The organism is Salinimicrobium xinjiangense DSM 19287 (genome assembly GCF_000423585.1).
GTDB lineage: Bacteria > Bacteroidota > Bacteroidia > Flavobacteriales > Flavobacteriaceae > Salinimicrobium > Salinimicrobium xinjiangense.
Genome location: NZ_KE384057.1, coordinates 56,706 through 68,338, shown reverse-complemented (window position 1 = coordinate 68,338; position 11,633 = coordinate 56,706). Strand labels below are relative to the sequence as shown.

The window sequence follows — 11,633 nt, the reverse complement described above, 5'->3', positions numbered from 1 at the left end:
CCAAAGATAACACGGTTTTTTTCGGAAGAATCCTTTGTGAATAAAAAAAAATTGTAGATTTGCGTGGAACACTTAAATAAATCTTAATCTGCACCCGCATGAAACTTATCATTCAGCTAGTTCTTTGGATAGTGATCATTTTCCTTGGATATCTGGTATTTAACTCAATCTATCAGCCAATTAAATTTAATGAAGTTAAGGAGGCAAGATATGCCAAAGTAATCGAAAACCTTAAAGATATCAGAGACGCTGAACTTGCTCACCGTCAGGTAACCGGAAGGTTCGCAGGTGAATGGGATAATCTTGTTCGCTTTATCGACACTGCACAATTCACCCTCACTCAAAGAAGAGATACCACAGTAATGGACGAAGAGTACCGTCGTACCTATGGGGTTGACCGCCGAATAGAAATAGTTGTTATTGACACTTTAGGATATAAATCTGTAAAAGATTCGCTTTTCCAGGGAACAGATCGTTATAAGACAATGATGAATGTTCCAATTCGCGGAGTAGACAGACAATTTGAATTAAAAGCCGGAACTGTAGATAAAAGCGGTACTAAGATCCCTGTATTTGAAGCAAGGGTTGCCAAAGAGGTTATTCTTCATGATCAGGACCCGGATCTTGTAAATCAGGAAAAGCAGGTGATCTCTGTTGATGCAGTGAATGGACCGTATATAAGTGTCGGATCCATGGAAGAAGTTAACACCAGCGGTAACTGGCCAAAAATTTATGGTAACGCCGAATAAAGAGGATAATCAAAATAATTTAAAGTTGTCCATTCAGGTGAGCCTGAATGGACTTTCTTTTTGTGCGCTCTCGAAAGAAGAAAGACGCATCGTGTATTTCAGGGATCTTCTTTTCACCAGAAAACTCAATCCTTCCCAGGTACTTCGGGAAATCGAGAAATTGTATGAACAGGAAACGTTTTTAAAAGAGGAAAATCCTGAAGTTATTGTCCTTTTCTCTAATGAACTTTACAGCCTTATTCCGGAAGCTTATTTCAATGAGGAACATGCTTCAGAGTACCTGAAATACAATACCAAGATCCTCGAAACAGATTACGTGGCACACGATGAAGTTTCAGTTTCCAAAATGATGAACGTATATATTCCCTATACGAACATTAATAATTTCTTTTTTGACAGGTATGGGGAATTTGAATACAGGCACTGCGTAAGCGTTCTTGCGAAGGAATTTCAGATCCAGAATAAATATCAGACAGAAGGAACCCGGGTTTATGTCAATTGTTATCCCGGAGGATACGATCTGCTGGTTTACCAACAAGGCAAATTACACCTGGCTAATTCGTTCAACAGTGCTACGAAGGAGGATTTTATATATTATCTTCTTTTTACTGCCGAACAGCTGGATCTGGATCCCACACGTTTCGAACTTATACTGTTGGGACGGATAAGAGAGCATTCAGATTATTATGATATTGCCTATAATTACGTGAAGGAAATTAAGTTCATGGACACCGCTTTTGGTTACATTTTCTCCTCAAAAGAAGAGCCGCCGAAAGGGTACATGCATTATCCATTATTTAAAGTACTTGAATGAGAATTGTCTCGGGAATACATAAAGGAAAAAAGATCATTGCGCCCAAGAAGCTTCCGGTAAGACCTACAACAGATTTTGCCAAAGAAGCTTTGTTCAATATTCTCAATAACAAATACCATTTTTCAGCACTAAAAGTAATTGATCTTTTCAGCGGTACCGGAAATATTTCCTTTGAGTTTGCATCACGGGGAGCAGTTGAGATCATAGCAGTAGATGCCCATTTTGAATGTGTGAAGTTTATCAATAAGATTTCTGAAGAACTTGATCTTCCTATTCGTACAGTTAAGAGTGACGCTACAAAATTTCTACAGGCGACGGGAGAAACAGCAAATATTATTTTTGCCGACCCTCCTTATAATTTTGAAACTGAAGCTCTTTCAAAAATTGTAGAATTAACATTTTCAAGAAATTTACTGGAGGAAGAAGGCAGCCTGATTATTGAACATTCCAAAAAAATGGATCTATCTCACCTGGAGCATTTTTCTGAAGCCCGAAAGTATGGGAATTCCGTTTTTAGTTTTTTTGTGTAACTTAGTATATGGCCCTACCTCTAAAAATCCTTGAACTGGAATTTACCATTCTGGAATTTCACCACAATTATGTCTTGTCAAGACCGCGCGAAGGTCAAATCCTGGAAGGTAAGCAGGTGGCCGATCTTGTGGAGGTTTGCAGTGATTTTTACGGAAGTAAGGCATTTGTTTACCTCTCCTCCCGGGTAAATGACTACAATGTCAACCCCACAATATACCTCAATCTTGACGAGGTAAAAAATCTTGCCGGCATTGGAGTGGTGAGCAAAAAGGTATCTTCTCTTAATATGGCTAATTTTGAGAAAAAGTTTTGCAAAATACCTTATGAAATCTTTCTTGAACTCGAAAATGCACTGGAGTGGGTAGAAGAGATCATTGCAGAAAAAAATAAAAAAGCAGACCTGTAAGCCGGATTCTGTTCCCCACAACGGTAACCCGTCATAGAACCCTTATCATTTATCTGAGACTTTTGTTACCAAAAGCCTTTAGCTGCCTACCCTCCGGCAACGGACGGGCAATCCTTAACAGCCGGTATACATGGCATTGCACCGCATAGAGTTTACCTGATTTCACTACAGCATTACCTGTACATCCTTTCTGTTGCACTGGTCCTATCCCGAGTACTCGGGATGATGGGTGTTACCCACTATGCTGCCCTGTGGTGTCCGGACTTTCCTCCACCCCATTCCGATCCCGAGAACTCGGGACGGGACGGGGCAGCGATAAGGCGGTCTGCTTGCCGCAAATATACACTTATAATGCCATTTTTAAGAGGTATCCGACAGATGTCTTATGTGCTTCATTTCAACAGGTTTTTGTGGATAAAAACATAAGGATATTCATCTGCTTCGGTTTTGTATTTTTATATTTGTCATTCTAAAGCTTTTCAATGGAACATTTTGTAGTATCGGCACGAAAATACCGCCCCCAAACTTTTAAAGACGTTGTGGGCCAGCAGGCTATAACCAATACCCTACTTAATGCCATTGAACACAATCACCTCGCCCAGGCCCTGCTTTTCACTGGACCACGCGGAGTGGGAAAAACTACCTGTGCCCGTATCCTTGCAAAGAAGATCAACCAGGATGGGGAACAGGACCCCAATGAAGATTTCGCATTTAATATATTTGAACTGGATGCCGCTTCCAACAACTCGGTAGACGACATTCGAAACCTCATTGACCAGGTACGAATTCCACCACAGGTTGGAAAGTATAAAGTCTATATTATTGATGAGGTGCACATGTTGTCACAGGCAGCATTTAATGCTTTTCTAAAAACCTTGGAAGAGCCTCCTAAACATGCGATCTTTATTCTGGCCACTACAGAAAAACACAAGATAATCCCCACTATTCTTTCCCGCTGTCAGATCTTTGATTTCAAAAGGATCACTGTTAAAGATGCGAAGGAATATCTTGCATATATAGCACAACAGGAAGGTGTGGAAGCCGAAGATGATGCGCTGCATATTATAGCTCAGAAAGCAGATGGCGCTATGCGTGACGCTTTATCAATTTATGACAGGGTAGTAAGCTTCAGCGGAAAGAATCTCACACGACAGGCAGTAACCGAGAATCTTAATGTTCTTGATTATGACAGCTATATCACCGCTACAGATCTTATTCTGAAGAATAATATTCCGCAGCTGCTTTTGCTTTTTAATGAGATCCTTTCACACGGCTTTGACGGCCATCATTTTATTGCAGGCCTGGCCTCTCACTTCAGGGACCTGTTGGTTTGCAAAGATCCAAAAACGATCAACCTTCTTGAAGTCGGAGATAACACCAAAGCGCTCTACTATAAACAATCACAGGAAGCTTCTTCGGCTTTTCTTCTCAAAGGAATTGAACTTGCCAATGAATGTGACCTGCAGTACAAGAGTAGCCGGAATCAACGTCTACTGGTCGAATTATGTCTTATGCGACTGGCCTCCGTAACTTTTGGCGACGAAAAAAAAAAGGATAGCGCCTATATAATTCCGCCAAACCATTTTACAGGCACTCCTATTCCGGCGCCGGCTCTTAAACTCTCCCGAAAGGAGAAGGAAGTGATCGTCAACAATGAATATGCCGATGGAGATTCTGCCGCCCCTGCGGCAGCTCAAATTCCGAAACCTTCAGAAACTCCCGGAAACTGCTCCCCCGAAGCTGAAAATACTACCGGCAGAGTTGAAGAAGAGGATACTTCCGCAAGAGGAGATATTTCAGGAGATCTAAGAGATGAGGAACCGGAAAATCAGGATGCCAATATTCAGTCTTCATCTACACCGCCCAATAATAACGCAGAAACCTCGGCTTCTAATTCTCAACCTGAAACTGAAGTCGATGTGCTTACAGAAGTTACACCCCAAAAGGTTTCAGGCTTATCCTTGAAGAGCATCAGGGCGAAAAAAGAACTGGAAGCGCAAAAAAGGGAAGCTACAGCAGAGAAGGAAGTTGTGAAAAACGGAAAGTTTTCTGAAGAGGAAATGCAGGCGGCGTGGCAGGAATTTAGTGATGAGCAGAATGAAAAAGGTGAAAAGATCTTGTCTTCCATTATGCAGACCGATACCCCGGCTTTAATGGGGAAGAATATTTGTGTGGAGTTACCTAACGAAACCATGAAACTTGAGCTTGAAAAAGTTCAGTACCACCTGATGGGGTTTTTAAAAGAAAAACTTCAGAATACCCATATTCAGCTGAAGGTGACGGTTAACGAGAAAGCAGAGAAAAAGTTTGCTTTTACCACCATCGAAAAGTTTGAAAAATTAAAAGAAAAAAATCCGATGATCGAAAAGTTGCGTTCGACCTTTGATCTGGACATCTAAAATTATGCTAGGTTTAAAACTACCCACAGATCCAAGATGGGTCAACATAGTGGAAAAGAATATAGAAGAGATCCTTACAGATCACGCTTACTGTGAGCAAAAAGCGGCTTCAACAGCTATCTCCCTTATTGTAACACATCCGGAATATTCTGAGCTTGTGACTGCCATGACTGCACTGGCAAGAGAAGAAATGGGCCATTTTAGAATGGTGCATGACCGGCTCCTCCAAAGAGGATTGACTTTAGGCCGCGACCGGAAGGATGAGTATGTAATAAAATTAATGACGTTTTTCCCTAAAGGAGGCAGCAGGTTAAGCAGTCTTATTCACCGGCTCTTATATGCCGCACTTATTGAAGCCAGGAGTTGCGAACGCTTCAGGTTACTTTCAGAAAATCTAGAAGACAGGGAACTGGCCGAATTCTACAGGAGCTTAATGGTAAGCGAAGCAAATCATTACACCATGTTTCTCAATTTTGCCAGGCAATATGGAGACCGTAAGGAAGTAGATCAAAAATGGCAGGATCTACTTAAGTTTGAAGCTGAAATTATGAAAGATCTTGGCAAATCTGAAACTATGCATGGTTAGCTTCTTCCAGTGACTCCTGGTAAAGAGACTTAATAATTCCATCTGACAGGCCTATTTTTGGCACATATATTCTACGGGCCCTGGTCCACTTCATCGCCGACAAATAGATCTTAGCCGCGGGTACTATAACATCTGCCCTGTCCTGGTTAAGATTGAGCTGGGTAATTCTTTCCTCATAGGTGAACGACTGCAATAGCTGGTAATAGGAGCTCAGATAAAAGAAGCTGAGCGGTTTTCCATTGGCTTTTCCGCTACTCTTGAATATGTTGTTAATGTTCCCACCAGAACCTATGAGATCAATCTTACTGTACTTAGAAGTCACCTGTCTTATCCATGATTCCACTTCCTTCCATACGTTATCGGAAACTGTGTCTTCGAGTAACCTCACCGTTCCCAGTTTGAAAGATCGGGAAGCTATTGTTTTTCCTTCAGAATAAAGAGTGAATTCGGTGCTTCCCCCACCCACGTCAACGTACAGGTAGGTTTTATCTGTTTGTATAAGGGCGTGAAGATCTGTAGCTGCAATTATGGCGGCTTCATCTGTGCCGTCAATAATATTGATCTTTATTCCCGTTTCTTTTTCAATAAGGGCTGCGACCGCCTCCCCATTTTGAGATTCCCGCATAGCAGAAGTAGCACAGGCTTTGAATTTTTCAATTCTATGCGACCTCATAAGAAGCTTAAATGCTTCCATTGTATCGACCATTCTGGAAATATTTTCCTCAGAGATCTTCCCGGTAAGGAATACATCTGCTCCAAGACGTATTGGCACCCGAACAAGAGAAGTTTTTTTGAAGATGGGATCCCTCCCCTCCTGCTCGGTTATAGTCATAATCAAAAGCCTCACAGCATTGGAACCTATATCTATGGCTGCATATTTTCGTTGATGGATCAAATCTTTTCTTTTTCTAATTCCAGTTTCTTTAAATAATAATCATAAAGGGCGAATTGAGATCGCAAAGGTGACCTGTTATTTCGGCGATAGGCATTATCCTGTTTTTCTGAGATTACCCTGGCTTTCACATTGTCACTCCAGCCAATTTCAAAAGTTTCTACTAATTCCTGCCTGATACTTTTATCGTATATGGGACAGGTAATCTCCACTCTGTAATCGAGATTTCTGGTCATCCAGTCTGCCGAGGAAATAAAGACTTTGGGATCCCCGTCATTTTCAAAAATATAAATACGTGGATGCTCCAGGTATTTATCAACTATACTGATCACCTGTATATTTTCGCTCATTCCTTCAACTCCAGGCACAAGACAGCAAATACCTCTTACAATAAGTTTCATTTTAACTCCTGCCCTACTGGCTTCATAAAGTTTGTCGATTAGTGCGAAATCAGAAAGACTGTTTAATTTTAATCTAATTCCCGAAGGCTTCCCTTGTTCTGCATTATCAATTTCTGTTTGTATAAGTTTAACCAGGCCGGTTCGTGTATAGTGAGGAGAAACGATCAAATGTTTATACCGGCTTACTTTATAATTGACCTCAAAAAAGTCAAATACCTTATTTACTTCTTTTAATATACTCTGGTCACTGGTGAACAAGGTAAGATCTGAGTAAACCCGGGCGGTAGATTCGTTGAGGTTTCCTGTACTTATAAAACCATACCTTACAATCTTTCCATCCTGGTATCTTTCTATTACACAGGCTTTGGAATGTACTTTAAGTCCTTTAACACCAAAAATAAGGTTTACACCTTCCCGCTGCATTTGTTCAGCATAATTGATATTGGCAACTTCATCAAATCGGGCGCGTAACTCTATTTGTACAGTTACCTTCTTTCCGTTCTTAACGGCATTTATGAGTGAACTGGCGATATGGGAAATTTTTGCCAGACGATAAATTGTAATTTTTATAGACTTTACCGCAGGATCAAGAGCTGCTTCCCTTAGAAATTTTACCGTATAGTAAAAGGTTTGATAAGGTGTGTGCAGCAAATAATCTTTTTTGGCAATTTCTTTAAAAAGACTACCCTGAAGGATCAAACCGGGAACGGGTAATGGTTCATATGGTTTATACTGAAGTTCTTCACTGCCAAGACTGGGAAAGTTCATGTAATCCCTCCTGTTGTGATAGCGGCCTCCTGGGATAATACTGTCGGTGGCATCTATTCCCATTTTGCGCATAAGGTACTGCAAGGTATCCTGCTCAATGTTCATATCATAAACAAACCTAACCGGCTCCCCTTCAATACGCTCCCTTACACTGGCCGAAATCTTTTCAATAAAGGATTTACTTAGATCACTGTCGATATCCAGTTCGGCATCCCGGGTAATTTTGATCATATGTGCCGTAATGCTCTCATATTCGAATATATTGAAGATAGAATGAAGGTGATAGCGAATAAGATCGTCTAATAAAATTACGTACTGCTTATCTCCTTCCTTTGGCAGCACCACAAATCTTTCAATACTTCTGGGAATTTCAATGAGAACGTATTTTTTCTCTTTCTGCTGTCCTTTAAGCACCTGAGAATTTGCCCTTTTTGGAGCAACATCTTTCATCACCATTTTGACTGCGAGATAAGCTGCACTATCTTTTAATCGCGGCAGTTCTGCCAGGTCATTAAGGACTATGGTAACAAGCGCCGGACTCACCTTTTGGAGGAAGAAATTTTTCAGGAAAGCCTGTTGTGATTTCTTTACCTGCTTTTCATTAATAATAAAAATATTATGATCCTTGAGTTTGTTCTGAATTGCATCAAGGATCTTTAAACTCTCTGTTTGCTGGTCTATTACGATCTGAGTTATCTCCTCCAGTAACTTATTGGCTTTTATTCCTCCCAGAACACTTTTACCTCCCTTTCCCGCGAGATCAATACGTTTAATAGTGGCATATCTTACCTTAAAAAACTCATCCAGGTTGTTTGAGAAAATCCCCAGGAACCTAAGCCGTTCAATAAGAGGGACAGTTTTATCTGCCGCTTCCTGCAACACCCTTGCATTGAACTGCAGCCAGCTGAGTTCTCTATTGATATATTGATTATTCTCCATCTACCTTAAATTCTTCGGAAATAAATATAAAAGAGTTTTGCCATTTTTGATACCCGACCAATCGTTCGACTCAAATTCGATCATACAAAGTCCGGTAGTGGGAACATTGGAAAAATGTTGATCGCCCAGGGAGTTGGCTACCCCGGTTATAGCCGGATTATGACCAAAGATCATAAGGTTCTCAACAGCATTTTCACAGGTTTTGATCACCTGCAGTAAACTTCCGGAATCGAAAGTATAGAGGTCATGTCTAACCTGAAACCGGGGCTCGGGAATATTAAGTTCTTCCCTAGAAATCTTTGCAGTGGTAAGAGCACGCACCGCATCACTGCTCCATAACATAAGTTCTTCCGGCACAAAACCGGAAAAGGCATTAAGAACCAGTTCTGCGTCTTTATACGCACGTTTCTTTACAGGACGTTCATGATCTGGCAAATCTTCATTCCAGGAGGATTTGCCGTGTCTTACCAGGATCAGTTTCTTCATATTTTAAGGTGCTAAGCGGTCAATTTTCCATTCCGAACCTTCTTTACTGAAGTAAATCCGGTCGTGCAACCTGTTAGGCCGGCCCTGCCAGAATTCAATTTCGGAAGGAAAAACTTTATAACCACCCCAATATACGGGTTTTGGAATTTCTTTTCCCGAATATTCCTGTTCCAGGAGGTCTAATTTCTCCTGAAGATATATCCTTGAAGGGATGACTGAACTTTGTTGAGATGCCCAGGCGCCAAGTTGACTGCCACGGGGGCGGGAATGGAAATAAGTCTCTGATTCTTCATCAGAAACTTTCTTTGCGATACCTTTCACAACAACCTGTCGCTCTGACGTAGGCCAGAAAAAGGACAGACAAACCTTAGGATTCTTCTCTATGGATCTTCCTTTTTCAGATTCATAGTTTGTATAAAACACAAAACCTTCCCGGTCGTATTCCTTTAAAAGGACAACTCTTGTTTTTGGATATCCATCCAGACCTATCGTGGATAGGTTCATGGTATTAATTTCCTCAACTTCTTTATTGGTTTCAGTTTCCTGGATCCATACATGAAATAATTCAAATGGATCCTGCGGAATTTCCTCCTCCAGCAACTCATGTTTCTGGTAGAGCCTGCGATAATCGTGGAGTTTATTTTTCATACTGCCAATTTACAAAATCTTCATTTCTCCGGCTGCAAAACCGGTAGTCAAATCACTGAAAAAATGTAAGAATAAAAGAAGAGGGAAACAGGATATTTATATCCATAAAAGGAACACTATAAGGGGAAAATCAGATCCAAAAATGGGAAAATTTTAAGCGGTTTTTTCGTACTTTTTTTACATTCCTCCATTCAATTTCAGCAGCGTAAAATCAACCAGAATAAAGTTGTTTCCACAATATAGTTTACTGTTTATGTGTCGTTTGTCCGTAAAACCCCACACTACATCTAAAAGATTTGAAATTTCTTTTTTTAACAGGAAATCCCTGTAATTTTACTTCAGAATAAGCTTAAAAAATGCCCCAAAATGATCTGATTTCCCCCCAACGAATCAGACATATTTTGTAAGAAAACAATAAGAATTTATTCAGGTCGTCCTTCCCTAACGGATGAATTGAACTTAACCGAAATACAACGAACAAATAATAAGAAAAGAAACCTATAGGGGTTTGATTCTGTGAATCGAAACCATAACAGGTGACAATAATTCAAATAGTACGACTATGATTTGGAAAACTACTCTAACCAAAATTTTCCTAAATACCGAAAAAGTGAAAGCCGCCGCCTTTCATCCTTTTCACCTAATGGAAAATTTCTCAAGAACCACATTAGGATTATTACTGGTTCTTTTTATGGCTGTAAATTTTTCTGCCAGTGCGCAAAACAATCAGAATTCTCCAAATAGTATCGTTGAAGGAGATGACTGCATAGTCTTTGACAGTTGCCCGGAAGACCAGATCCTTTGTGCTACAGAAACAGTAGACGGGGAGTTGGGGGCTTATGTGGACTGGACAACTCCTGTGATTACCCAAACCTGTACCGGAAATGGTAATACTGGAAATTTTCAGATGCTTTTTGAGCTTAATGAAAACCTCTTAACCGAAGAGTGCTGGTATTTCAACTGGATTACGAGAGCTGGTGGAAATGGTGGGCATCTTAAGCTTTTTAATAGTAATGATGGTGACGGTTCAGGAACTTCAATCGTTGCGACACCATATTTAATTCTAAATCCCAACTCGGAAACTTCTTTTGAAATTCAACATGCAAACGGAGAATATTACATTCAGTTATTTCTAGAAGACCAATTCGGTAACACTTATGAAAGTGGAGCAAAACAACAAGTTACAAAAGCATCTGACACTTATACATTTTACACTCAAAATCCTGGTGGTGTAGCCGGTGTTTATCGTTTAAAGTATGTCTTTACCTATGTCGGAAGTAAACCATCAAATGCAAATACTGGTGACACTCTTATTGCTGTAGACGGAATTCTTAATGATGACGGATGTAAAGGTGGTATTGATTTTACTGTTTCAGGCCCACAACAGGGATTTTATCCCGTTGGTTCTCACGACCTTGAATATACCGCAACTTACACTTCCAACACAGGAGTGATCAAGACCAAATCTTGTTCATTTAACATTACAATACACGCCCCGGCAGAAGCTGATGCTCCTGCCGATGTTGAAGCTTGTGATTTTTATACACTTCCTGCTCTTGAGAATGGTGCTTACTTCGCTCAGTCAGGCGGAGTGGATCCTATCGCTGTGGGAACTAAGATCACTGCTACTCAAACAATATATGTATTTACTGCCGGAGAAGGTTCTTGTGAAGATGCTGAGAACTCTTTCACGGTAACCATCAACGATACTCCGGTAGCTGATGCTCCTGGTGATGTTGAGGCTTGTGATTCTTATACACTTCCTGCTCTTGAGAATGGTGCTTACTTCGCTTCTGAAAACGGAGGTGATCCTATCGCTGTGGGAACTGAGATCACTGCTACTCAAACAATATATGTATTTACTGCTGGAAACGGATCTTGTGCTGATGCTGAGAATTCTTTTACAGTAACTATCAACAACAGCACTACTTCTGAAGAAACTGCAACAGCTTGTGATTCTTACACCTGGAACGGAACTGAATATACCGAAAGCGGTGTTTATACTTTTGAAAGC

The 11,633-nt window shown here is 40.6% G+C and carries 9 protein-coding genes, 1 other RNA gene and 1 pseudogene; 6 read left to right on the top strand and 5 right to left on the bottom strand.

What is annotated here, in order from left to right:
- The first annotated feature begins 98 nt into the window (after positions 1–98).
- The 3 genes from G564_RS0116780 to G564_RS0116770 are packed head-to-tail and all read left to right on the top strand — an operon-like array spanning position 99 to position 2,093.
- Positions 99–749, top strand: a complete 651-nt coding sequence (locus G564_RS0116780; RefSeq protein ID WP_029038679.1) for a hypothetical protein — start codon at positions 99–101, stop codon at positions 747–749.
- On the top strand, positions 733–1,563 hold the full coding sequence (locus G564_RS0116775) for a DUF3822 family protein (protein WP_029038678.1): 831 nt from the start codon (positions 733–735) through the stop codon (positions 1,561–1,563). The genes G564_RS0116780 and G564_RS0116775 overlap by 17 nt, the downstream gene beginning before the upstream one ends.
- Positions 1,560–2,093, top strand: coding sequence for an RsmD family RNA methyltransferase (locus tag G564_RS0116770; protein ID WP_029038677.1), 534 nt, complete (start codon positions 1,560–1,562; stop codon positions 2,091–2,093). Before G564_RS0116775 ends, G564_RS0116770 begins: the two co-directional genes overlap by 4 nt.
- 388 nt (positions 2,094–2,481) lie before the next feature.
- Here the strand turns inward: G564_RS0116770 and rnpB are convergent.
- Positions 2,482–2,832: RNase P RNA component class A (gene rnpB, locus G564_RS20025), an RNA gene on the bottom strand.
- Positions 2,833–2,982: 150 nt separating this feature from the next.
- Here rnpB and G564_RS0116760 point away from each other — a divergent pair.
- On the top strand, positions 2,983–4,899 hold the full coding sequence (locus G564_RS0116760) for a DNA polymerase III subunit gamma/tau (RefSeq protein WP_029038675.1): 1,917 nt from the start codon (positions 2,983–2,985) through the stop codon (positions 4,897–4,899).
- A 4-nt stretch (positions 4,900–4,903) separates the two neighbouring features.
- Positions 4,904–5,485 (top strand): tRNA-(ms[2]io[6]A)-hydroxylase, encoded by a 582-nt coding sequence (gene miaE, locus G564_RS0116755; protein ID WP_029038674.1) that lies wholly within the window; start codon positions 4,904–4,906, stop codon positions 5,483–5,485.
- Here the strand turns inward: miaE and G564_RS0116750 are convergent.
- From G564_RS0116750 to pdxH, 4 genes are read right to left on the bottom strand one after another with little or no spacing between them, the layout of a single operon-like run.
- Positions 5,472–6,380: a Ppx/GppA phosphatase family protein gene (locus tag G564_RS0116750; protein WP_029038673.1), complete on the bottom strand. Its 909-nt coding sequence runs from the start codon at positions 6,378–6,380 to the stop codon at positions 5,472–5,474. The two genes, miaE and G564_RS0116750, sit on opposite strands and share 14 nt — an antisense overlap.
- Positions 6,377–8,485 carry a polyphosphate kinase 1 gene (gene ppk1, locus G564_RS0116745; RefSeq protein WP_029038672.1) on the bottom strand — a complete coding sequence of 703 codons (2,109 nt, stop codon included), beginning with the start codon at positions 8,483–8,485 and terminating at the stop codon, positions 6,377–6,379. The genes G564_RS0116750 and ppk1 overlap by 4 nt, the downstream gene beginning before the upstream one ends.
- On the bottom strand, positions 8,486–8,971 hold the full coding sequence (locus G564_RS0116740; RefSeq protein ID WP_029038671.1) for a SixA phosphatase family protein: 486 nt from the start codon (positions 8,969–8,971) through the stop codon (positions 8,486–8,488).
- Between the two features lie 3 nt (positions 8,972–8,974).
- The gene (gene pdxH, locus G564_RS0116735) at positions 8,975–9,619 is read right to left on the bottom strand and encodes a pyridoxamine 5'-phosphate oxidase (protein ID WP_029038670.1); all 645 of its coding nucleotides are present in this window, start codon (positions 9,617–9,619) and stop codon (positions 8,975–8,977) included.
- A gap of 562 nt (positions 9,620–10,181) precedes the next feature.
- On the opposite strand from pdxH, the pseudogene G564_RS20535 reads away from it, so the two are divergent.
- Positions 10,182–11,633, top strand: a pseudogene (locus G564_RS20535) (hypothetical protein); the annotation flags it as partial.

What these genes read in the sequence shown, in the direction of transcription:
- G564_RS0116770 (WP_029038677.1), top strand. Translation starts at nt 1,560, where the DNA reads ATGAGAATTGTCTCGGGAATACATAAAGGAAAAAAGATCATTGCGCCC.
- G564_RS0116775 (WP_029038678.1), top strand. Translation starts at nt 733, where the DNA reads ATGGTAACGCCGAATAAAGAGGATAATCAAAATAATTTAAAGTTGTCC.
- G564_RS0116740 (WP_029038671.1), bottom strand. Translation starts at nt 8,971, where the DNA reads ATGAAGAAACTGATCCTGGTAAGACACGGCAAATCCTCCTGGAATGAA.
- G564_RS0116760 (WP_029038675.1), top strand. Translation starts at nt 2,983, where the DNA reads ATGGAACATTTTGTAGTATCGGCACGAAAATACCGCCCCCAAACTTTT.
- pdxH (WP_029038670.1), bottom strand. Translation starts at nt 9,619, where the DNA reads ATGAAAAATAAACTCCACGATTATCGCAGGCTCTACCAGAAACATGAG.
- ppk1 (WP_029038672.1), bottom strand. Translation starts at nt 8,485, where the DNA reads ATGGAGAATAATCAATATATCAATAGAGAACTCAGCTGGCTGCAGTTC.
- miaE (WP_029038674.1), top strand. Translation starts at nt 4,904, where the DNA reads ATGCTAGGTTTAAAACTACCCACAGATCCAAGATGGGTCAACATAGTG.
- G564_RS0116780 (WP_029038679.1), top strand. Translation starts at nt 99, where the DNA reads ATGAAACTTATCATTCAGCTAGTTCTTTGGATAGTGATCATTTTCCTT.